Raw genomic sequence first — 22412 nt, 5'->3', positions numbered from 1 at the left:
GCCGCGGCCCTAGAGTCGCGGCCACGCTGGCGCTGGTGCCGGCGGGAGTCCTGGTGTGCTGCCGCCCCTGTCCCGATCCGATCGTCTTCCCGAGCCGCTGTCGCCTGCTCCGCCATGTCGGGTGCTGGTGGTCGCTGCAACGGATCACCGCTGCGCACAGGTGCACGCCGCCGTGGCCCGGTTGCCGGGTGACCTGCAGGTCGAGCGTGCTGACACTGTGGTGGATGCGCTGCTGCGCTCGGCGCGCCGGCCGGCCGAGCTGCTGCTGCTGGACTTCGCGGTGGACGATGCCTTTGCGCCGATCGTGGTGCGGCATCTGGCCCGTGTCTCGCCTCTCACCACGGTGATGCTGTTCGACGATCTGGCCCGCACCGTGTCCGGGCATCCGTCCGTGCTGGACTGGAAAGCCCTGGGGGCCTGTCTGCAGCGCTGGTGGCAGTCCCGCCCGCTGCCGCGGAGCGACCTCGACGCCGCTTCGCCTACCCCGACTGATGACCCCGCATGATTCCCGCCCCGAAACCACTGAATGATGCCGAGCGCCTGCAGACCCTGCATGGTCTGAACGTGCTGGACACGCCGCCAGATCCGGTGCTGGACGGTCTCGTGCGCAGCGCAGCGCTGGCGCTGGGCTGTCCGATTTCCCTCGTCAGCCTGGTGGACACGGACCGCCAGTGGTTCAAGGCCGCCTACGGGCTGGCGGTGGCGCAGACGCCGCGCGTACCGTCGTTCTGCGGCCATGCCATCCTGGGCGACACGCTGTTCGAGGTGCCGGATGCCGTGGGCGATCCGCGGTTCGCCGACAACCCGCTGGTGCTGGGCGACCCGCACATCCGCTTCTACGCCGGTGTGCCCATCGGGCTGGACGGACACCAGATCGGCACGCTCTGCGTCATCGATCGGCAGCCCCGCCAGCTCACGGACGCCCAGCGTGGCCTGCTGGCCGACCTCGGCCGCGCAGCCACCCACTGGATGGCGATCTGGCGCCAGTCCCAGGCGCTGGACCTGCACCTGCAGCATCTGGAGGCCCGCGTCTGCGCCCGCACGGCGGAGCTGGCGCTGGCCAAGCAGGCCGCCGAGGCGGCCTGCTTGGCCAAAAGCAACTTCCTGGCCACGATGAGCCACGAGATCCGCACGCCGATGAACGGGGTCGTCGGCATCGTCGACGTGCTGCGCCAGTCGAGCCTGACGCCCTACCAGGCCGACCTGGCCGACACGATCCGCGACTCGGCCTTCGCGCTGCTGGGCATCCTCGATGACATCCTCGACTTCTCGAAGATCGAGGCCGGGCATCTGGTGCTGGAGTCGGAGCCGGTGGCGCTGTTGCGGCTGGTGGAGGGCGTGTGCGACGCGCTGCAGCCGGTGGCCTGCGGACGGCGGGTGGCGCTGGAGGTGTTCGTCGATCCTGCGCTGCCGGAATGGATCAGCGGTGACGCGGTGCGGCTGCGCCAGATCCTCAACAACCTGCTGAGCAATGCCATCAAGTTCTCGGCTGGACTGGAGCGCGAAGGCCGGGTGCGGGTCCGGGTGGACGCCGTGGGCACGGACCGGCTGCAGCTGCTGGTGCGCGACAACGGCATCGGCTTGTCGCTGGCCGCGCAGGCCCGTGTCTTCGATCCCTTTGAGCAGGCCGAAGGCAGCACCTCGCGCCGCTACGGCGGCACTGGCCTGGGCCTGTCCATCTGCCGCCGCCTGGTGCGGGCGTTCGGTGGCGAGATCAGCGTGCAGAGCACGCCGGGGCAGGGCGCCGACTTTGCGGTGTCCCTGCCGCTGCGCCGCTGCGTGTCCGCGCCGTCGCCCGCGCCTGCGGAGCCCGCCAGCGACCTGTCAGGCCTGGTGTGCCATGTCGTGCTCGCCGATGCCGTGCAGGCCCGCGACTGGTGTGCCTACCTTGCCAGCGCCGGGGCCCAGGTCCAGGCCTGGGCCGATCCGCAGGCCCTGCGACGCACCCTGACGGGTATACGGGAGACGCGGCCCCATGTCGTGCTGTGGCAGACGGAGCAGTTCCGCGACCCGCTGGATGCCGCACTGGAGCACCTGCGCCGCGAGCTGGACCTGCCCGCGACGCACTGGGTCTGGCTCACGCCGGGGCAGCGCCGCAGTCCGCGTGTGATCGGGTCTGGGCAGGTGGTCCTCGACCGGGGCGCGCTCCACCGCGCGGCGCTGTTCAAGGCCGTGGCGCTGGCGGCTGGACGCTGTGCGCCGGATCCGCTCGATCTGGCCAGCGGTCTGCCGCTGGACCGCCAGAAACCCGCTGGCCACATCGAAGCCACCTTGCAGGGGCGTCTGGTGCTCGTGGCGGAGGACAACGACATCAACCAGAAGGTCATCCGGCGCCAGCTGGCCTTGCTCGGCCTGGCGGTCGAAGTCGCCGACAACGGGCTGGATGCGCTGGAGCGGGCCCGCAGCGGGCGCTTTGCCTTGCTGCTGACCGACCTGCACATGCCCGGGATGGATGGCTATGAACTGGCCAGCACCCTGCGCCGGGAGGAGCCACCGGGGCGGCGCCTGCCCATCGTGGCGCTGACGGCCAATGCCCTGAGCGGCGAGGCCGACCGCTGTCGCCTGGCTGGCATGGACGATTACCTGAGCAAGCCGGTGCAGCTCGACCAGCTCGGTGCCACGCTGGCGCGCTGGCTGGCGCCCGCCGTGTCCCCGCCCTGGGCGGACACTCCGATGCCCGCCGAAGCGGCTGCGCTGCCCGTCTTCGACGAGACCGCGCTGGCCCGGCTCATCGGCGATGACCCGGTCCAGCTGGACCTCTTTCAGCGTGACTTCCTGGTCTCGACCCGCGCCACCGCCCAGGTGCTGCGGACGGCCGCCGGGCGCTCGGACTGGACGCAGGCCGGCGCCCTGGGCCACCGGCTCAAGTCCTCGGCCCGTGCCATGGGTGCCATGGCGATGGGCAGCTCCTGTGCCGGGCTGGAACAGGCGGGTGCGGCCGGCGACGGGGTGGCGGTCCACGCCTGGCTGCAGCGTTTCGAGCACGACCTCGCCGCGCTGCTGGCCCGTCTGGAAGGTCGCCAGGGTGCGCTGGGCGGGCTGGAGCTGCCGGCCAGTGCCGAGCCGACGCCGACGCTGATGCTGGTGGATGACGATACCTTCCAGCTCCAGGTGCTGCAGCGGCAACTGGCCGCGCTGGGGGTGGACACCGTGCAGGCTTGCAGCTCCGGCGTGGTCGCCCTGCAGCGGCTGCGCGGGCGGGACACCTCCGCCATGCTGCTGCTGCTCGACCTGAACATGCCGGACATGGACGGGGTCGAGTTCATGCGCCACCTGGCCGAGCTGCAGTTCCAGGGCACGCTTGCGCTGGTCAGCGGCGCGGACCACCGCGTGCTGGAAACGGCGGCCAAGCTCGCCAGTGCCTACCAGCTCCATGTCGTCAGCCACCTGCACAAGCCGGTGCCCTCGGCGGTCCTGGGCGATCTGGTGGCCCTCTGGCGCGGAGGCTTCGTGCCCGAGCGGGTGCAGCATGCGGCGCGCACGCGGTCGCCGGACGAGATCGAGCGCGCGATGCGGGCCCGGCAGTTTGTCCTGTACTACCAGCCGAAGGTTTCGCTGGTGGACAAGGCGCTGGTCGGCGTGGAGGCCTTGGTGCGCTGGCGCCATCCGGTCGAGGGGCTGCTCTACCCGGATAGCTTCATCGCGGTGGCCGAGGCCAGCGGCCAGATCGACGCGCTCACGCGCACCGTGCTGTCGCAGGCGCTGGCCCAGGCGCGGCGCTGGCGCGACGCGGGCATGGCGCTGCGGGTGGCGGTCAATGTGTCGATGGACAACCTGGCGCGGCTGGACTTCCCGGAATTCGTGCTGCGCGAAGTGGCGCACCACGGTGTCGCGCCGACCGACCTGATGCTGGAAGTCACCGAGTCGCGGCTGATGCGCGACCTGCGGGCGCCGATGGACATCCTCACCCGGCTGCGCCTGAAGCACATCGGCCTGTCGATCGACGACTTCGGCACCGGGCATTCCTCGCTGGCACAGCTGCGCGACATGCCCTTCGACGAGTTGAAGATCGACCGTGGCTTTGTCCACGGCAACCGCGAGCAGGCGACCCAGCGTGCCCTCTTCATCGCCAGCCTGGAGCTGGCCCACCAGCTCGACATGACCGCCGTGGCCGAAGGCGTCGAGACCCGTGCCGACTGGGACTTCGTGCGCGACGCCGGCTGCGACACAGCGCAGGGGTATTTCATCGGGCGGCCCATGCCGGCCGAGGCCTTGCCGGAGTGGATCCGACAGTGGGACAAGCGGGCCGAGGTGCTTTGACACGGCAGTCGCCGGACGCCCGGCTGGCGGACAATCGCGGCATGCAAGTCCTCGCCACTGTCCCCGCCTCCTGTCTCGAACTTCTCGCATCGCGGCTGGCCGACGGTCGGCCCCGCATGCTGCTGGGCCTGATCGGGTCGCCTGGTGCCGGCAAGTCCACCTTCGCCGCTGCGCTGCTCGCCGCCTGGGAGGCGCGCCACCCCGGCACGGCGCAGGTCGTGCCGATGGACGGCTACCACCTCGCCAATGTCGAACTCGCCCGCCTCGGCCGCGCCGCGCGCAAGGGCGCACCGGACACGTTCGACAGCGCCGGTTTCGTGTCCCTGCTGCGCCGGCTGCGTGACCAGCCAGCAGACGAGACAGTGCTGGCGCCCGAGTTTCGCCGCGAGATCGAGGAGCCGGTGGCCGGGGCGATCCCGGTGTTTCCCGCGACGCGGCTGGTGATCGTCGAAGGCAACTACCTGCTGCTCGACGATCCGCGCCTGGGCGCCTGGGGGCAGGTGCGGGCGCTGCTGGACGAGGCGTGGTACGTGGACGTGGACCCGGCGCTGCGGCTGGCGCGGCTGATCGCCCGCCATGTGCAGTTCGGCCGCACGCCCGAGGCTGCACGCGCCTGGGTGGAATCGACCGATGAGCCGAACGCCCGGCTGATCGAGGCGACCCGGGCGCGGGCCGACCGCATCATCCCGTGGTGATTCCTGCGACGCACTGGACAACGCACTGAACTGGACTGGACTGGAGCTTTCGATGGACCTTGGATTGACGAACAAGACCGCGCTCGTGCTGGGCGCCAGCAGTGGCCTGGGCGCCGCGATTGCCCGCACGCTGGCGGCCGAAGGCTGCCGCGTGGCCGTGGCGGCGCGGCGGGTGGACCGGCTGGCCGCGCTGGTGGCCGAGATCGAGGCGGCCGGCGGGCAGGCGCTGGCGCTGCCTTGGGATCTGGCCGACTTGGCGCAGATCGAGCCGCGCATCGCCGAAGTCGAAGCCCGCTTCGGCCCGGTCGACATCCTGGTCAACAACACCGGCGGCCCGCCGCCGAGCACCGCCGCCGGCCAGCCGCCCGAGCGCTGGCTGGCGCAGTTCCAGGCGATGGTGCTGAGCGTGATCGCGGTGACCGACCGCGTGCTCCCCGGCATGAAGGCACGCGGCTGGGGCCGCATCGTCACCAGCACCTCGTCGGGCGTGGTCGCGCCGATCGCGAACCTGGCGATGTCGAATGCGCTGCGGCTGTCGCTGGTGGGCTGGTCGAAGACGCTGGCGCGTGAAGTCGCGCGTGACGGCATCACCGCCAACATCGTCGTCCCCGGCCGCATCGCCACCGACCGCATCCAGTTCCTCGACGAACAGGCTGCACAGCGGCAAGGCAAGGATGTCGCGCAGATCCAGGCCGACAGCGCCGCGTCGATTCCGATGGGGCGCGTGGGCGACGTGCAGGAATACGCCGACGTGGTGGCGTTCCTGGCGAGCGCGCGGGCGTCCTATGTCACCGGGTCGGTGGTGCGGGTCGATGGCGGGATGATCGGGGCGGTGTGATCCGGCTCGAACCGGGCCACTGACACCGTGTGAACGCCGTCCGGCCCGATCAGGCCGAGCACCTTGCGGCAGTCGATGCTGGCCACCAGCGCGTCGAGTTCCACCTGGGGGCGCAGGCGCATCTGCAGCGGCTCGCCGCGCCGGTCGTTCAGGATCCGGGCTTGGCGCAGCCAGTCGGGGTGCCAGGGTAGCCCGGTGTAGACGAGGTGACCGCCAGGGTGGAGCTGCCGCTGGATGCCCTGCAGCGCGGCCAGCACCGGCGCGTTCTCGCTGACCAGCTCGAACAAGCCTGACACGACCACGATGTCCTGCAGCGGCTCGTCGACGGGGTAGCTGTCCGGCGAGAGGGCATCGCGGCACTGGTATTCGACCGTGTGGTTCAGCGCCAGGGTGTCCACCAGCCGTGCCGCTGCATCGAGGCTGGCCTGGTCCTGGTCCCGTAGCGTGATCCGCATCGGGCGGTCCTGGAAGCGCTTGGCGGTCTCCAGCAGGTAGCGCCCGCCGCCGGCGGCCACGTCCAGGACACGTGGCATCAGGCTGCCCGGGTGGGTCGCGATCAGCTCGGTCAGCACATGCTGCAGATGCTGCTGGCGCTGTTGCAGGGCGCGTGATCCCGGCGAATGCAGATAGCGTTGGTCGAGCCACCGGCCGAACCAGGCCCGCCCGCTGGCCTCGCGGCGGTAGACATGGTCCTGTGTCACGCCCGCATCGAATCCGTAGGCCAGTCCGGCCCGCAGTCCATCGCTGTACGGTCCCAGCGCGTGCAGCAGGTGCCGCTGCAGCGCATGTCCCAGGCGCGCAGGGCTGGAGCCGAGTGTGTCCCGCTGCAGGTGCTGGAACTGGGTGGCGCTGCGGCTGTTGCGGTCGCCGTCCAGACGGTCCTCGCGCGTGGCCATCGGCTGCCCGTAGCAATCGTGGATGAAGCGCCAGGTCTCCCGGAGCGCTTCCTCCCGCGGTGCTTCGGGTCCGTGGAAGACCTCGTGGTCGCTGTGCGGGAGCTGGACGAGCCGTTTCTGGCGCGCACCGAGGTGGTCGAAGAACTGCAGCTGCGCCGCCGGGTGGACGACCGAGTCCTCGCCCGCCACCAGCACCAGCGTCGGCACGTCGATCGCCGCGGCGTTGGCGACGATCCGCCGCGCCGTGGTGGCCCGCTGCCGAGCCAAGGCGGTGAAGCGGGCCGGCCAGGCCTTGGGCTGGAAGGCCGCGGCTGCCAGCACGAGTCCGCGCAGGCAGGGTGCGTGGTCATGGACCCAGGTGGCCGCCACCAGCGCACCCAGGCCATGCGCGACGACGACCATGTCCTCGGTCGACAGGCCGAGGGTCTGGCGGAGATGGCGGGTGAAGTGGTGGAAATCCTGGACCAGCCGGTCGATGTCGGCCGTGGCGTCGTGGTCGCCGGGCGAATGGCCGTGGCCCCGGGCGTCCCAGGCGAAGGACCAGTCCTGGAAGCCAAGGAGTTCGTCCGCGAGGGCTTGCAGGTGGCCGGAGTGCTGGTGGTCATCGTGCAGGAAGACCAGCACCCGCAGCGGCGGCGAGGCCGGGGTGCGGCGGGTGTCGAGGGGTTGCCGGCAGCGGTAGTACAGGCGTGTGTGGTCCGCGCTCTGGAAGCCGGATTCGGATCGGTACCAGGCATCGGTGCGGGTCGGGGCGTCCGGGGGCGTGTCGGTCGGGTCGGCGGCGTCGGTGGTGGTCATGGCGCGAACTCGGAAGGACCAGGCTGTCGTCTGCGGTGAGCTTGCCACCACCGGGCTTGGCCTGATCGGGCGATATCCGAGGCCCGACTGGCAGAATGTGCGCCCCCAGTCGTCTGCTTGCTCCGCGAGCCGCGCCATGTCCGATACCCCCTTGCGCGTGCTGTCCGTCATCCCCCCGATGACCCAGCTCAACACCCCGTACCCCTCCACCGCCTACCTCACCGGCTTCCTGCGCTCGCGCGGCGTGGACGCGGTGCAGGAAGACCTGGCGCTGGCGCTGGTGCTGCGGCTGCTGTCGCGGGACGGGCTGCTGGAGATCCGCCGTCGTCTCGAAGCGTCGCCACCCAAGCGCCCGACCGAGCCGGTGCAGAGCTTCATGGCGCAGTTCGACCGCTACGTGGCGACCATCGACCGCGTCATCGCCTTCCTGCAGGGCCGTGACACGACGCTGGCGCACCGCATCAACAGCCGCGCCTTCCTGCCCGAGGGGCCGCGCTTCCGCACGCTCGATGTCTATGTGGACGAGGACGGCGGCGATCCGCTGGCCTGGGCTTTCGGGGCGCTTGGGTTGCAGGACAAGGCGCGCCATCTCGCCACGCTCTACCTGAACGACCTCGCCGACGTGCTGCGGGATGCGGTCGATCCGCGCTTCGAGTTCGTGCGCTACGCCGAGTCGCTCGCCACCAGCCAGCCGACCTTCGAGCCGCTGGCCGAGGCGCTCGCGGCGGCGCCGAACCTGATGGACGAGGTGCTGACCGAGCTGACCCGGGCGGTGGTCGAGCGGCACCGGCCGCGGCTGGTGCTGCTGTCGGTGCCGTTTCCGGGGGCGGTGTATGCGGCGTTCCGCATCGCGCAGGCGGTCAAGGCGGTCGATCCGACGATCGTCGTGGCGCTGGGCGGTGGCTTTGTCAACACCGAGCTGCGCGAACTGGCCGAGCCGCGCGTGTTCGACCACATCGACTATGTGACGCTGGATTCCGGCGAGCGCCCGCTGCTGGCGCTGCTGGAACACCTGAACGGCAAACGCTCGCGCCAGCGCCTTGTGCGCACCTTCGTGCGGGACGCGGACAGCGGGCTGGTGCGCTATGTCAACTTCGTCGAGCCCGACGTGCCGTTCGCCGAGGTCGGCACGCCGACGTGGGATGGGCTGCCGCTGGAAAAATACCTGTCGCTGCTCGACATGCTCAACCCGATGAACCGGCTGTGGAGCGACGGGCGCTGGAACAAGCTGACGGTGGCGCACGGCTGCTACTGGAAGAAGTGCAGTTTCTGCGACGTGAGCCTGGACTACATCTCGCGCTACGAGACGGCCACCGCCGCCACGCTGGTGGACCGCATCGAGGCCATCGTCGCCGAGACCGACCAGACCGGCTTCCACTTCGTCGACGAGGCCGCGCCGCCCAAGGCGCTGAAGTCGCTCGCCGCCGAGCTGCAGCGCCGTGGCACGCAGATCTCGTGGTGGGGCAACATCCGCTTCGAGAAGACCTTCACCCCCGAGCTGTGCCAGGAGCTGGCCGAAAGCGGCTGCATCGCGATGTCGGGCGGGCTGGAGGTGGCGTCCGACCGGCTGCTGACGCTGATGAAGAAGGGCGTCTCGGTCGATCAGGTGGCGCGGGTCACCAAGGGCTTCAGCGACGCGGGCATCCTCGTCCACGCCTACCTGATGTACGGCTTCCCGACGCAGACGGTGCAGGACACGGTCGATGCGCTGGAATACGTGCGCCAGTTGTTCGAGCACGGCTGCATCCAGAGCGGCTTCTTCCACCGCTTCGCCTGCACGGTGCATTCCCCCGTGGGGCTGAACCCGGCGGAGTACGGCGTGACGCTGCGCCCGCTGCCGCCGGTGACGTTCGCGCAGAACGACGTCGGCTTCATCGACCCGACCGGCACCGACCACGACGCGCTGGGGCAGGGGCTGAAGAAGGCGCTCTACAACTACATGCACGGCATCGGGCTGGACGAGGACGTGCGGGCGTGGTTCGGGCATCTGAAGGGGAAGGTGCCGAAGACGACGGTGGGGCGGAATCGGATCGGGAAGGCGTTGGCGGTGCGGGCCTGATGTGAAAATGTGCGGCGCTTGAGGTGTCCTGTCCACTGTTGACAGGACACCTCAGCGGGAGGGCCTGCGCGACATCCTGCTCGGGCCTGCGCAGCTCTACGAGGCGCTGCGGAGGCAGTCCGCAGGTAGGCACAATGCACACCCATGAATGAATCGAACACCACACTGACCGCCGCGAACGCTCCGCGCATCGGGTTCGTGAGCCTCGGCTGCCCCAAGGCGCTGACGGACTCCGAGCTGATCCTGACCCAGCTCAGCGCCGAGGGCTACGCCACCAGCAAGACCTTCCAGGGCGCGGACCTGGTGATCGTCAACACCTGCGGCTTCATCGACGACGCGGTGAAGGAGAGCCTGGACACCATCGGCGAGGCGCTGGCCGCCAATGGCAAGGTGATCGTCACCGGCTGTCTGGGCGCCAAGACCGGCGACAGCGGCGGCAACCTCGTGCGCCAGATGCACCCCAGCGTGCTCGCCGTCACCGGCCCGCACGCGACGCAGGAAGTGATGGACGCTGTCCACCTGCACGTCCCCAAGCCGCACGATCCCTTCATCGACCTCGTGCCGGCGGCGGGCATCAAGCTCACGCCCAAGCACTACGCCTACCTGAAGATCAGCGAGGGCTGCAACCACCGCTGCTCGTTCTGCATCATCCCGTCGATGCGCGGCGACCTCGTCTCGCGGCCGATCGGCGATGTGCTGAACGAGGCGCGGGCGCTGTTCGAGGGCGGCGTGAAGGAGCTGCTGGTCATCAGCCAGGACACGTCCGCCTACGGCGTCGATGTCAAGTACCGCACCGGGTTCTGGGACGGCAAGCCGGTGAAGACCAAGATGCTCGACCTCGTCGCGCAACTGGGCGAACTCGCCAAGCAGCACGGCGCCTGGGTCCGCCTGCACTATGTCTACCCGTACCCGCACGTCGACGAAGTCCTGCCGCTGATGGCCGAGGGGCTGGTGCTGCCCTACCTGGACGTGCCGTTCCAGCACGCGCACCCGGACGTGCTCAAGCGCATGAAGCGCCCCGCCAGCGGCGAGCGCAACCTGGAGCGGCTGCTGAAGTGGCGCGAGACCTGCCCGGACATCGTCGTGCGCTCGACCTTCATCGCCGGTTTCCCCGGTGAGACCGAAGCCGAGTTCGAGTACCTGCTCGACTTCCTGAAGGAAGCGCAGATCGACCGCGCCGGCTGCTTCGCCTACTCGCCGATCGAGGGCGCGCCGGCCAATGCGCTGGACGGCGCGCTGCCGGACGCCGTGCGCGAGGAGCGCCGCGCCCGCTTCATGGCCGTGGCCGAAGCGGTGTCCACCGCCAAGCTGCAGCGGCGCATCGGTGCGTCGATGCAGGTGCTGGTGGACAGCGCGCCCTCGATGGGCAAGAAGGGCGGCGTGGCGCGCACCTATGCCGACGCGCCGGAGATCGACGGCACGGTGAAGATCCTGCCGCCGACCAAGGCGTCGAAGACGATGAAGGTCGGCGACTTCGCGCGGGTGCGCATCGTCGGCACCTCGGGCCACGACCTGGTGGGTGAACTGCTGTGAGCCAGGGCAGCAGCCCGGTGGATCGGCTGACGACGGGCCTGATTCAGCATCCCTACACCGCGCCGGCCGAGTTCGAGGCGCTGCCGCCGGGGGTGTTCAAGGCGTCGACGGTGTTCTTCCCGAACGTCGCGGCGATGCGCACGCGCCGCTGGGACGACAAGAGCGGCTACACCTACGGCCTGCACGGCACGCCGACCACCTTCACGCTGGAGGCGCGCCTGGCCACGCTCGAAGGCGCCAGGCACGTCCTGCTCGCCCCGAGCGGTCTGTCGGCGATCACGCTGGTGGACATGGCGCTGCTGTCGGCAGGGGACGAGGTGCTGCTGCCGGACAACGTCTACGGCCCGAGCCGCAGCTTTGCCGCGCATGAGCTGAAGCAGTGGGGCATCGCCTACCGGCTGTACGACCCGATGGACCCGGCCTCGCTGGTGGCGGCGCTGACCGAGAAGACCAAGCTGGTCTGGCTGGAGGCGCCGGGCTCGGTGACGCTGGAGTTCCCGGACCTGCGCACGCTGGTGCGCGAGACGAGGGCGCACGCGCCGCAGGCGGTGGTCGCACTCGACAACACCTGGGGCGCGGGGATCGCGTTCAACGCCTTCGACCTCGGCGAGGGGCAGGCGGTGGACGTGACGGTGCATGCGCTGACCAAGTACCCGTCCGGCGGCGCGGACGTGCTGATGGGCTCGGTGGCCTGCCGGGACGATGCGCTGCACCAGCGGCTGGCGTGGTGCCACAGCCGGCTTGGGCTGGGTGTCGGCGCGAACGATGTGGAGGCGCTGCTGCGCGGCCTGCCGTCGCTGGCGCTGCGCTACGCGGCACAGGACGCGGCGGGGCGGCGCATCGCCGAGTGGTGCGCGGGGCGGGCCGAGTTCGTGCGGGTGCTGCACCCGGCGCTGGCCGATTCACCCGGGCATGCACATTGGGCGGGGTTGTGCTCGGCGGCGGCCGGGCTGGTCACGGTCGAGTTCGATCCCCGCTACAGCGTCGCGCAGGTCGATGCGTTTGTCGACGCGCTGCGGCTGTTTCGCATCGGCTGGTCGTGGGGCGGGCCGGTGAGCCTGGCGGTGCCCTACCAGCCGAAGGCGATGCGCTCGCTGGCGACGCCGTACCGCGGCACGCTGGTGCGGCTGTGCATCGGGCTGGAGGCGGTGGAGGATCTGGTGGGGGATCTGGCCCAGGCGCTGACCAGTGTTGCGGGTTAGCGGCACCTGCTGTTGCGCAAATCGTCAATAAAGACTGGAAAAGTGGCGTTTTTCAGGCATTTCCTGTGCGCTGCGCTGCGCTTGAGGTGGGGTTGCAGGTCTACTGCGGTTCGCGTTTGACCAGTTTCAGCCGCTGGTCAGGCAGTTTGCGTCGGACACCTACACAAAAGCATCTCGCGGGCGGGGGATCGCATGCTGAATGTGCTCTTGCTGATGAAGCTGGCGCTGGACTTTCTGTCCGCTCAGCGAGGTGCAGCTTTTGTGCTGTGCCTCCTTGTCAGTCTATTCATCGTTGTCAGAACCAGGGTTGTCGCTATCGACAACCCTGGTGCCATGCGCGCGCTGGTCGCCTTCCTGGTCGTCACCTTGATGGCCTACCTGCAGAGCGGCTCGACCGATCAGGCTGTCAAGTACCTGGGCCTCGCACTGCTGGCGGTGGCCATTCCCCTGTACCTGAAGCACCATCCAACCGAACATATCCTGGCCTCCGCCACGACGCTGCTGTGGGCGAACTTGCTGTTCTCTGCGGTGTGCATCCTGCGGTCGATGGCCGCGGGCCTGTACGGCGAACGCGAGTTCCAGCCGTTTGAACATGCCAATCTCTTCGGCAGCTACATCCTGTCGGCCGTGCCACTGCTGTTTGTGGTCGAGTCACGCACTGGCTTCAGCTGGACCTACCGGCTGATCCTGATCGTGCTGGCCTGGGCTTCCACCTCGACCGGCACGGGGGTGCTGTCGTTGCTGCTGCTGGTGAATTTCAGCCGCATCAGTTCCGCCGCGCTGATCAGGACCGTGCTGATGTCTGTGCTGCTGGTCGTGGCCTCGGAGTCTGTGCTGCGCTTTGCCAACCCTGAACTGCACGTCAAGATTTTTTCCCCGTTTTCTTTCTTTACCGATTTCGGCTGGAATACCCTGTTCCTGGCGGCCCGCAGTGGTTATTCGCTCTACGATTTTGGCCCTGAATATAGCAGCTCTCTCACGTGGCGTATCTATGCCTATGTGGTATTTCTCTCGCATGTCGCCTCTTCCCCGATGTTTGATATTATTTTCGGAGCTGGCTTCAGTGGCTACCAGAGTATTTGGAATGGATACATGCCGCACAATGACTTCATTCTGACGCTGGTGGACTTCGGCTTGGTCGGGATCGGGGTGTTGACATATGTCCTGTTGCGCTCCACCCGGTTTGTCCTCCACCACCCGGAATTGATCGGGCTGGTCCCGATCGTGGTGTTTCGGCTGATGTTCGAGAATAATATATATTCTTTCTATCTGATGTCTTCCCTTGTGATCAATGCCTCCTTCCTGGTCATGGCCTACCGGAGTGCACGGTGAGAATTCTTGTCGTCACCAACATGTATCCCGGGCATGACGAAAGATATCCGTACGTCGGTATCTTCGTCAAGGAGCAGGTCGATTGTCTTGTGGATCACAATACCGTCGAGGTTTTGGTGATCGAAGGTTTTCGCGGATTCCTGCATTATGTCTGGGGATTTTTCCGCGCTTGGAAGACCTGTCTGCTGGGTCGGCACGACGTGGTGCATGTGCATTACGGATTGACGGCTGCGTTCATTCCCCTGCTGCCGGTCTCTTTCAAGAAGAAGGTGATCGTGACCCTGCACGGGGGCGACATTCTTCCCGCCCAGGGGCGCCATGTGCAGGTGGCCATCACGCGGCGCTGCATCGCGCATGCGGGCTTGGTGCTGTGTGTCAGCGAAGAGATGGCGCAGGCAGCCCGTCCGCATGCCCGGCGGGTGGAGATCCTGCCTTGTGGCGTGGATGATCGTTTCTTCCAGCCGGCGATCGCCCGCTCCAGTCCCCTGCCAGTCAAGGTCATCTTTCCTGGTGACCCTCACCGTGCGGTGAAGAACCATGGGCTTTTCCAGTCGGCCATCGCTGCCTATCAGCACCTGTTCGGCCCCGTGGAGGTCGTGGTGCTGCACAAGCTGACCCGTGAGCAGGTATTGAGGGCGATGCAGACCAGTTCGGCGCTGTTGCTCACCTCCATCAGCGAAGGCTCCCCCCAAGTCGTGAAGGAAGCCCTGGCCTGCGATATTGCCGTGGTCAGCTCTGATGTCGGCGATGTCCGGGACCTGATGGCGTCCACGCCGGGGACGGGTATTTTTTCCGAGGCGGCGACACCCGATGCGATTGCGCGACTTCTGCATGGCTGTATCCAGCAGTGCACAGAATATCCCGGCGCTCGCCGCCAGCGGGTCAGGGCCGCCGGTGTCAGTGCCGAGCAGGTGATGCAGCGGCTCGAAGTTTTTTATTCTTCACTGGCGCAGCGCCCATGAACAACCGATCCACCGATTCAAAATCCTGGGATCCAGCCGTGTCTGAAAACACCCTGTTTGGCATCAACATCGACGCGGTGACACGCGAAGAGGCGCTGGATATCGTGGGCGACTGGCTTGCCCGGGACCGCCCCGGATATTGTCGCTATGTGGTCACGCCGAATGTGGACCATGTGATCAAGCTGCGTCGGAACGCCGAGTTCCAGCGGGCCTACGACGATGCGGATCTGGTGATGGTCGATGGCTGGCCGATCAAGTCGGTGAGTTCGCTGTTCGGCACGCTGGTGCCCGAGACAATCCCCGGCAGCGATTTCGTGCCCTGGCTGCTGACGGACTCGATGCAGCGCAATCCGTCGCTGCGGGTGTTCCTGCTGGGGGCCGCGGCCGGCGTGGCCGAGGTGGCCGCCCAGCGCATCGAGGCACAGTGGCCTGGTGTCACCGTCGTGGGATGTCTGTCGCCACCGATGCGGTTCGAATCGGACCCTGCGCAATGCGATGCCATCTTCGGTGCCATCGAATGTGCCGGTCCCGACTTGCTGGTCATCGGACTTGGCGCACCCAAGCAGGAGATCTTTGCGTTCAGGCACCGCAAGCGACTGAACGCCAAGGTGGCGCTGTGCGTCGGGGCCACCATTGACTTCTTGGCGGGCAGTCAGCGCCGTGCGCCGGTGATGGTACGTCGCATGCGCATGGAATGGTTGTACCGTGCCGTGACCGAGCCCAGGCGTCTGGGGGGGCGCTACCTGGCGGGCATGGTGCAGTTTCCGATGATCGTGACCCGTGAACTGGTCAATCGCTATCTGAAGTAGGTCGCATGCCGATTGCTGTTCCGCAAGCCGCACTGGCCGTGCAGGCGCCCGTATCCGTGTCCGTGCTGATGCCTGTCTACAACGCAGCCGATCACCTCGAAGACGCGGTTCGTTCCATCCTGACGCAGACGTTGACCGATCTGGAACTGGTCATCGTGGACGACGGCTCCACGGATGAAAGCCCGGCCATCCTGGCACGCCTGCAGGCCGAGGATGCCCGCATCCGGGTGCTGCGTCAGCCGAATGGCGGCATCGTGTCGGCCCTCAACCTCGGCTTGTCGCACTGCACCGGTGTGTGCATTGCCCGCATGGATGCCGATGACATTGCCTTGCCGGAGCGCCTGGCGCGGCAGTGGGCGGCCTTCGAGGCCGACCCGTCCCTGGTGCTCTGTGGCACGGCGTTGAAACAGTTCGGCGACCGGCATGGCATGTTGCGCTTTCCGTCGTCCGACGCGGGCTGCCGCGCTCTGCTGATGACCTGGTCCTGTTTTGCCCACCCGACGGTCATGATGCGGCGCGAGACCCTGCTGCTCAGCGGACTGCGCTACGAGGCCGACTACCAGCACGCCGAGGACTACCAGCTCTGGTCTGCCCTGGCCGAGAGAGGCCGCCTGTGCAACCTGCCCGAGCCGCTGCTGCACTACCGGGTTCACGAGCGGCAGATCAGCCAGGCCCGCAAGGCATCTCAGGAGGCGGTGCATCTGCGCGTGTCGTCCGCCAATCTGGCGCGGGTGGCGGTGAAGCTGTCGACTCAGGAGCTTGCACCGGTGCTGTTCGCCCGTGGCAATGGACCTTGGCGCAGTCTGGTCAGCACGCTGGTGGCGGTCGGTCGCTGTCGGCGCGCGCCCAAGGGGGTGTTGTTGCCCTTGGTGCGGCGCGGGTTGCGGGTGACTGCCCGCAACGCACTGGTCCGGCTCACCGGCTGATCAGCCGGACATGGCCGGCACCGTCAGTTCGACGATCGGGCTGGACTGGGTCCAGGTGCTGACGTAGCGCGAGTTCTTGCCGTAGGCGTTGTCGAGCACCCGGTTCGGGATGCCCAGCAGGCAAGAGAAGATGTGGCCATGCAGCCGGTCGGTGATGACCTGGTCATGGGCGCTGAACAGGACGGTCGCTTGCGCCACCAGGGCCTCGACATGGCGCCGCCAAGCCTGCAGCGCTCGCTGTGACAGGTCGGCATCCAGCCGCAGTGCGTGCAGCACGCGCAGGGCCCGGCAGAGTTGTCGGTAGCCGATGTCGCGTCGACCCACGAAGTGTGGCCAGTCGCAGCGGGTGAGCAGGGCTGGGTCAAGCGGTGCATCCGCACCGCGCAGCTCGGCGATCTCGTCATCGGTGCGCATGAATTCCAGGGTGCGCGGCAGTCCTGGGGGGCTGGCCACTGCCAGGTCGTCAGGGCGCGCGATCGGCCAGAGCTGGTGGGCCATGTCGGGCAGCAGGTACACATGGTCCGTGAACGCCTGTGCGGTCTCGAAGGAGACGGGATCCCGCACGCAGATGTGCAGGTCCGGATGCTGCCGGTACAGCGCGGCGGTACGCCGCAACGTATCGGCTGACTGGAAATGCAGCGACTGCGGCAGGATGATGACCCGGTGGTCGTGCAAGCGCGGCATGTTGGCGTCGCGGACCGATTGCGGATGTTCGTAGAGATCACCGAAATTGCCGCCACCCTGGAACAGCACGACCTCGCCGGGGGCGACACGCTCGACGCGGAAGTTGAAGTAGGCCGAGCGACGCGAGACCGTGAGTGCTTGCTTGTCGAAGAAGCGCTCCGTGCCGAGCATGATCAGCAGATCGCCGACATTGGCGTACATCGGCACGTCAACGTACTGCACTGCCTGGCCGCCCACCAGATCGGCGATGACCTGGTGCCGGGCGGCCAGGGAGGTCATCAGGGCGCCATGTGAAATGTCGGTGGTCATGGGCGAAGTCCTCGGGGCAGGGGCAGCAGGGTCATCATGAAATCGAGGTCGGTGCGGCGCAGCAGGAGCGCGCCGACGGGCAGGCCGGCACGCCGGTGCAGGAACTGCACGGTGACCAGCAGCCGAAGGAGCGAGGAGGCGAGCATCACCAGGGCCATGTCCACGGCCAGATGGGATGGTCGCAGCCAGGGCAGTGCACATGCCACGGGCAGCAGCGAGATCACCTGTCGTGCAGCGACCGTCGCGGTCTGTCCGGCGGCCGCAAAACGCTGTGCCAGCAGCCAGCTGGCACCACCGACAACGCACTCGACCAGCAGGATGACAAAGGGCAGCCAGCCTGCCTGATAGGCTGGCCCGAACACCTTGCCGAACAGGGGCCAGGACAGTCCGGCGATGAGGCCGCAGGTGAGCAGCATCGGGTAGAAGGTCAGCCGGAACACGCGGGCAACCCCGTCGGACATGCCCGCGGCCGAACGTCCTGCATAGCGGGAGAACAGGGCGTTGGCGGCGGCTTCCTGCACCACGTTGATGAGCCGCGAGGTCGCGTAGGCGACGGTGTAGACCCCGAGGCTGGCGGCAGAGGCACTGAACGACAGGTAGAGCTTGTCGACATTGGTGGCCAGCATGCCCAGCAGCACGGTGCTGTGGTACTGCAGGCTGTAGCGGACGTGGTGGCCCAGGCGGAAGGCCGATGTCTCGTTCGGGCTGGTATTGGTATTGGTGTGCGGTGCTGCTGTGCCGACAGTGGTGGCCGCCACATAGAGTGCCCCCGCTGCGCCGAAGCCCAGCGCATAGACCAGCGCAGCGGTGTGTGGATGGAGACCGCCGGTCATGGCGAGGGTGACCGTGCCGGCAAACACGAAGGCGGTGGGTACCGCCCGCAGCAGGTTGAACAGATGCAGTCCGTCGCGGGCCTGCGACAGGCTGCTGACGTACAACTGCAGGGCCTGGGCAATGGCGCAACCCGCCAGCAGCGTCAGCGGAACCGACGCGGGGTTGTGCGAGAACTGGACTCCGTGCCAGCCGAGGCTCAGCAGGGCGGCTGTGGCGATGATCAGCAGGGCTCCGATGCCGGCCAGCCGCCGTGGCCGCGACACATCCCGGCTGCGCACCGTGTAGACGTAGGCCGGGCCGAGCCCCCACTGCGCCACACCTGCGATCAGCATCGCCGCCAGCATGACCGCTGCCAGCTCACCCCGGGCCTGTGGCGCCAGCATGCGCGCCAGCACCACGTTTGTCGCGAAACCCAGACCGGCCATGCCGACCGAGGTGCCCAGGGACAGCAGGAATGGCCGGATCATCCGCGCACCTGCACCGCAGTCTCACCGTTCACGCAGGCTCTCGGACGTGGTCTTCTGGAAGGGGCTCAGGAAATACTCGATCACGCGGCGGTGACCGATCTTGGCCTCGACGCTGACGGCCATGCCAGGTGACAGCGATACCTCCACGCCGTCGATGTTCAGGCTGCTGCGGTTCAGCTTGACCCGGGTCGAATAGATCAGTCCACGTTTCTCATCGTTGATCGCATCGTGGGAGACCGAGGTGATCTCGCCGTGCAGCGTGCCGTAGCGGGTGAACTGGAAGGTCTCGATCTTGACCTCGGCCTCTTGCCCGACCCGCACGAATCCGATGTCCTTGTTCTCGATGAAGGCTTCCACTTCCAGGGTGTCGTTGCGCGGCACGACCACCATCAGTTGCTGCGCCGGGGTGACGATGCCGCCGACAGTGCGCACCGCCAGTTGCTGCACCGTGCCGTCGACGGGCGCGGTGAGCTGCATCTGGCGGCCATGGGTGTCGGCCTTGGTCAGTTCCTGTTCGAGCGAGGCCGCGCGCTGGCCGGCTTCGCGGATGGCATCGAGCTGGGTGCGCCGTGTCTGGGTCAGCAGTTCGAGCTTCTGGTGTTGGGCCTCGCGCCGACTGGCCTCGATTTCCTTGAGCCTGCTGCGCAGGGTGGCAAGGTCGGCGGTCTTTTCGATGCGCACTTGCTCACGGTCCAGGTAGCCGTGGCGGGACACGAAGTTCTCGTCGACCAGATCCTTGAAGTCCTGCGCGCGGCGCTCGGCCATCGGCACGGTCATCTCGAGCTTGCGCACGGCCTCCTGAGTGGACTGCATTTCGGCGTCGATGCGCGCCATCTCGGCGTCGATCCGGCTCTGGCGGGCCAGGTATTCCTGGTGCAGGCTGCTGAGCAGTTGCTGGGCTTCAGTCTGCCGGGCCACGCCCACCGGCTCTGCCATCGGCTGCATGGCCCCCAGCACCGGCGCCTTGCCGCCGTCGAGCGCCGACAGCAGTGCCCGCGCGCGGGCCACTTCCAGCCGTGCATCCGTCAGCTCGCCACGCAGGCGCGTCCGGTCGGCCACTGCCACAGTGGCATCCAGGTCGATGAGCGGCTCTCCCGCCCGCACCGACTGTCCCTCGCGCACATGGATCGCCCGCACGGTGGCGGTCTCGATGGGCTGGACCAGCTTGATGCCCGCGTCAGGGATCACCCGGCCATGCGCGGTGGCGACGATGTCGATCTGCCCGACCGTCGCCCAGACCACCGCCAGCACGGCGAAGCTGATGATGGCCCACATGGCCACCCGCGGTGCGGGCGACAGGGGTGTTTCCTGCAGCGCCAGAGCTGCGGGCAGGAACTGCGCCTCGTGTGGCAGGCGGGGTGTCGGCGCCATGGCCTTGCGCTGCGACCAGGCATGGCCGAACACGGCGCCATAGCGCTGGAGCAGGTCGGCGAGGGCCTGACCTCGCAGTTTCAGATTCATCACGGACATGGGACTTCCTCGGCAGGCTTGGATCGGGTCAGCTCTGCTGCATGCGGTGCAGGTGAGCGTACAGGCCGTTCGGACGTGCGAGCAACTCGGCGTGTGTGCCCGCCTCGACGATCTGGCCGCGGTCCATCGCGATGATTCGATGGGCTTCGCGGACAGCGGACAGGCGGTGCGCGATGATGATCACGGTGCGGCCCTGGCAGATGGCGCGCATGTTCTGCTGGATGATCCGCTCGCTCTCGTAGTCGAGCGCGCTGGTGGCCTCGTCGAGTATCAGGATGCGCGGGTTGTTCATCAGTGCGCGGGCGATGGCGATGCGCTGGCGCTGGCCGCCCGAGAGCGTCGAGCCATGTTCGCCGACCAGCGTGTCATAGCCCTCGGTCAGCTCGGAGATGAACTCGTGTGCGCCGGCCAGCCGGGCCGCCTGCATCACCATCTCCAGCGGTGCGCCGGGGTCGGCCAGCGCGATGTTGTCGCGGATGCTGCGGTTGAACAGCACGTTCTCCTGCAGCACCACGCCGATCTGGCGCCGCAACGAGGTCGAGTCGACCAGCGACAGATCCACCCCGTCGATCAGCACACGGCCGCGTTCCGGCACGTACAGGCGCTGCACCAGCTTGGTCAGCGTGCTCTTGCCCGAGCCCGAGCGGCCCACGATGCCGATCACTTCACCTGCGCCCACGCGCAGGTTGACGTTGCGCAGCACCTCCTGCCCATCCGGCCGGTAGCGGAAGACCACTTCGCTGAACTCGATCTGGCCCCGGATGGGCGGCAGGCTGCCTTTGGTGCCAGCGATCTCGGTGCGGGTGTTCAGGATGTCGCCCAGGCGCTCCACCGAAATGCCGGTCTGCTGGAAATCGGTCCACAGCTGCGCGAGCCGCATCACGGGCTGGGCCACCTGGCCGGCGAGCATGTTGAAGGCGATCAGCTGCCCGACGCTCAACTCGCCGCCGATGACCAGCTTGGCGCCCAGGTACATGGTGGACACCGTGACCAGCTTGCCGATCAGCTGCACGCCGCTGTTGGCGATCGTGCCGATGGTGGCGGTGCGGAAGCTCGCGGAAATGTAGGCGGCGAGCTGGTTGTCCCACTTGCGGGTCCATTGCGGCTCGACGGCCATGGCCTTCACGGTGTCGATGCCGCTGATGGTCTCGACCAGGAAGGCCTGGTTTTCGGCACTGCGGTTGAACTTCTCGTTCAGCCGGGCGCGCAAAGTGGGTGTGAACCCGAGCGACACCAGCATGTAGCAGGGCAGCGATGCCAGCACCACGGCGGTCAGCCACACGCTGTAGTGCCACATCACCGCCAGGAACACGACCGAGAACATCAGGTCCAGCACCAGCGTGATCGCATTGCCGGTGAGAAAGGAGCGGATGTTCTCCAGTTCCCGGACCCGTGCCACCGAATCGCCGACCCGCCGCGCCTGGAAATAGGCCAGCGGCAGTGCCAGTAGGTGCCGGAACAGGCGGGCGCCGAGTTCGACGTCGATGCGGCTGGTGGTGTGTGCGAAGACGTAGGTGCGCAGCCCCGTCAGCCCGATCTCGAACAGCACCACCACGACCAGTCCGGTGGCGATCACATCCAGCGTCGTGAATCCGCGGTGGACCAGCACCTTGTCCATCACCACCTGAAAGAACAGCGGCGTGACCAGCGCGAAGCACTGCAGCACGAAGCTGACGGCCAGTACCTCCAGCAGCAAGCGCCGGTACTTGACCACCGCCGGGATGAACCAGCTGAAATCGAACTTGCCCAGTTCGCCGGCGATCGAAGCGCGGGAGGTGAACAAGATCAGCTCACCAGTCCAGCGGGCCTGGAACTCGGCCAGCGTCAGGGTTTCGGGGCGTCCCACCACAGGTGACTGGATGAGCACCTTGTCTGCCTCCACCCGGGCCAGGATGAAGTACTGGCCATAGGGGCCCACGGCGATCGCCGGCAGCGGGGTGGTCGGGAGACGGTCTGCGCGTATCTGCACAGACTTGGCCTGCAGATCCAGCTTGCGGCTGGCCAGCAGCAGGTCTGCCGTGGTCAGCTTGGCCCCGCTGGTGACCTGTTCATGCGCGATCTGCTGTGGATCGGCCGCAATCCCGTGAAAGCGCGCCATCATCACCAGACAGGCCAGCGCGGTGTCCATCGGGGATTCTGGGGGCGTTGTTTCCGGAGCGTTTGGCGTCACGTCTTGCACGCCGTCAGTCGGTGGTTCCCGATACATGGTGATTCCAGCCCGCATTCATCGTTATTGATGGGATTTTTCGTTTGCGGAGGATTGTTGCCCACGGGAAGGGCGATTCTCTGTGACAGCGGACCGAGATCGGAACTCCGTCACACCTGCGGCGAGGTCACT

16 protein-coding genes are annotated in these 22412 nt (G+C 67.6%); 11 read left to right on the top strand and 5 right to left on the bottom strand.

The window, feature by feature from the left end:
• Positions 1-127: 127 nt before the first annotated feature.
• The 4 genes from U5O44_RS04310 to U5O44_RS04295 are packed head-to-tail and all read left to right on the top strand — an operon-like array spanning position 128 to position 5793.
• A complete protein-coding gene (locus U5O44_RS04310) occupies positions 128-505 on the top strand; it encodes a hypothetical protein (protein WP_322587239.1) in 378 nt (125 codons plus the stop codon).
• Positions 502-4260 carry an EAL domain-containing protein gene (locus U5O44_RS04305; RefSeq protein WP_322587238.1) on the top strand — a complete coding sequence of 1253 codons (3759 nt, stop codon included), beginning with the start codon at positions 502-504 and terminating at the stop codon, positions 4258-4260. Before U5O44_RS04310 ends, U5O44_RS04305 begins: the two co-directional genes overlap by 4 nt.
• 41 nt (positions 4261-4301) lie before the next feature.
• Entirely contained in the window at positions 4302-4955 is a 654-nt protein-coding gene (locus tag U5O44_RS04300; RefSeq protein WP_322587237.1) for a nucleoside/nucleotide kinase family protein, read from the top strand.
• A gap of 52 nt (positions 4956-5007) precedes the next feature.
• The gene (locus tag U5O44_RS04295; protein ID WP_322587236.1) at positions 5008-5793 is read left to right on the top strand and encodes an SDR family oxidoreductase; all 786 of its coding nucleotides are present in this window, start codon (positions 5008-5010) and stop codon (positions 5791-5793) included.
• Here the strand turns inward: U5O44_RS04295 and U5O44_RS04290 are convergent.
• The gene (locus tag U5O44_RS04290; protein ID WP_322587235.1) at positions 5739-7487 is read right to left on the bottom strand and encodes a class I SAM-dependent methyltransferase family protein; all 1749 of its coding nucleotides are present in this window, start codon (positions 7485-7487) and stop codon (positions 5739-5741) included. The genes U5O44_RS04295 and U5O44_RS04290 overlap by 55 nt on opposite strands.
• Positions 7488-7623: 136 nt before the next feature.
• Here U5O44_RS04290 and U5O44_RS04285 point away from each other — a divergent pair, with 136 nt between their 5' ends.
• The 7 genes from U5O44_RS04285 to U5O44_RS04255 all read left to right on the top strand — a co-directional run bounded on the left by U5O44_RS04285 (position 7624) and on the right by U5O44_RS04255 (position 16310).
• Positions 7624-9546 carry a B12-binding domain-containing radical SAM protein gene (locus U5O44_RS04285; protein WP_322587234.1) on the top strand — a complete coding sequence of 641 codons (1923 nt, stop codon included), beginning with the start codon at positions 7624-7626 and terminating at the stop codon, positions 9544-9546.
• Between the two features lie 144 nt (positions 9547-9690).
• Entirely contained in the window at positions 9691-11079 is a 1389-nt protein-coding gene (gene rimO, locus U5O44_RS04280; protein WP_322587233.1) for a 30S ribosomal protein S12 methylthiotransferase RimO, read from the top strand.
• Between the two features lie 17 nt (positions 11080-11096).
• Positions 11097-12281, top strand: a complete 1185-nt coding sequence (locus U5O44_RS04275; RefSeq protein WP_322588460.1) for a PLP-dependent transferase — start codon at positions 11097-11099, stop codon at positions 12279-12281.
• 192 nt (positions 12282-12473) lie between these two features.
• A complete protein-coding gene (locus tag U5O44_RS04270) occupies positions 12474-13613 on the top strand; it encodes a hypothetical protein (protein WP_322587232.1) in 1140 nt (379 codons plus the stop codon).
• Entirely contained in the window at positions 13610-14575 is a 966-nt protein-coding gene (locus U5O44_RS04265; protein WP_322587231.1) for a glycosyltransferase, read from the top strand. Before U5O44_RS04270 ends, U5O44_RS04265 begins: the two co-directional genes overlap by 4 nt.
• 38 nt (positions 14576-14613) lie before the next feature.
• Positions 14614-15384, top strand: coding sequence for a WecB/TagA/CpsF family glycosyltransferase (locus U5O44_RS04260; protein ID WP_322587230.1), 771 nt, complete (start codon positions 14614-14616; stop codon positions 15382-15384).
• 5 nt (positions 15385-15389) lie between these two features.
• Positions 15390-16310: a glycosyltransferase family 2 protein gene (locus U5O44_RS04255; RefSeq protein WP_322587229.1), complete on the top strand. Its 921-nt coding sequence runs from the start codon at positions 15390-15392 to the stop codon at positions 16308-16310.
• Here the strand turns inward: U5O44_RS04255 and U5O44_RS04250 are convergent, their stop codons facing one another.
• The 4 genes from U5O44_RS04250 to U5O44_RS04235 are packed head-to-tail and all read right to left on the bottom strand — an operon-like array spanning position 16311 to position 22202.
• Positions 16311-17303 (bottom strand): polysaccharide pyruvyl transferase family protein, encoded by a 993-nt coding sequence (locus U5O44_RS04250; RefSeq protein WP_322587228.1) that lies wholly within the window; start codon positions 17301-17303, stop codon positions 16311-16313.
• Complete coding sequence (locus U5O44_RS04245) at positions 17300-18604, bottom strand: lipopolysaccharide biosynthesis protein (protein WP_322587227.1); 1305 nt, start codon at positions 18602-18604, stop codon at positions 17300-17302. The genes U5O44_RS04250 and U5O44_RS04245 overlap by 4 nt, the downstream gene beginning before the upstream one ends.
• Before the next feature lie 21 nt (positions 18605-18625).
• Positions 18626-20074: an HlyD family type I secretion periplasmic adaptor subunit gene (locus tag U5O44_RS04240; RefSeq protein ID WP_322587226.1), complete on the bottom strand. Its 1449-nt coding sequence runs from the start codon at positions 20072-20074 to the stop codon at positions 18626-18628.
• 28 nt (positions 20075-20102) lie between these two features.
• Positions 20103-22202 (bottom strand): type I secretion system permease/ATPase, encoded by a 2100-nt coding sequence (locus U5O44_RS04235; RefSeq protein WP_322587225.1) that lies wholly within the window; start codon positions 22200-22202, stop codon positions 20103-20105.
• Between the last annotated feature and the right edge of the window lie 210 nt (positions 22203-22412).

The organism is Sphaerotilus sp., from assembly GCF_034519685.1.
GTDB lineage: Bacteria > Pseudomonadota > Gammaproteobacteria > Burkholderiales > Burkholderiaceae_C > Sphaerotilus.
This window is presented reverse-complemented; position numbering and strand designations above follow the sequence as displayed.

Bases quoted from the DNA above. Each gene is read 5' to 3' on its own strand.
- U5O44_RS04295 (WP_322587236.1), top strand. From the start codon at position 5,008: ATGGACCTTGGATTGACGAACAAGACCGCGCTCGTGCTGGGCGCCAGC.
- U5O44_RS04305 (WP_322587238.1), top strand. From the start codon at position 502: ATGATTCCCGCCCCGAAACCACTGAATGATGCCGAGCGCCTGCAGACC.
- rimO (WP_322587233.1), top strand. From the start codon at position 9,691: ATGAATGAATCGAACACCACACTGACCGCCGCGAACGCTCCGCGCATC.
- U5O44_RS04285 (WP_322587234.1), top strand. From the start codon at position 7,624: ATGTCCGATACCCCCTTGCGCGTGCTGTCCGTCATCCCCCCGATGACC.
- U5O44_RS04245 (WP_322587227.1), bottom strand. From the start codon at position 18,604: ATGATCCGGCCATTCCTGCTGTCCCTGGGCACCTCGGTCGGCATGGCC.
- U5O44_RS04240 (WP_322587226.1), bottom strand. From the start codon at position 20,074: ATGTCCGTGATGAATCTGAAACTGCGAGGTCAGGCCCTCGCCGACCTG.
- U5O44_RS04235 (WP_322587225.1), bottom strand. From the start codon at position 22,202: ATGGACACCGCGCTGGCCTGTCTGGTGATGATGGCGCGCTTTCACGGG.
- U5O44_RS04300 (WP_322587237.1), top strand. From the start codon at position 4,302: ATGCAAGTCCTCGCCACTGTCCCCGCCTCCTGTCTCGAACTTCTCGCA.
- U5O44_RS04270 (WP_322587232.1), top strand. From the start codon at position 12,474: ATGCTGAATGTGCTCTTGCTGATGAAGCTGGCGCTGGACTTTCTGTCC.
- U5O44_RS04255 (WP_322587229.1), top strand. From the start codon at position 15,390: ATGCCGATTGCTGTTCCGCAAGCCGCACTGGCCGTGCAGGCGCCCGTA.
- U5O44_RS04250 (WP_322587228.1), bottom strand. From the start codon at position 17,303: ATGACCACCGACATTTCACATGGCGCCCTGATGACCTCCCTGGCCGCC.
- U5O44_RS04290 (WP_322587235.1), bottom strand. From the start codon at position 7,487: ATGACCACCACCGACGCCGCCGACCCGACCGACACGCCCCCGGACGCC.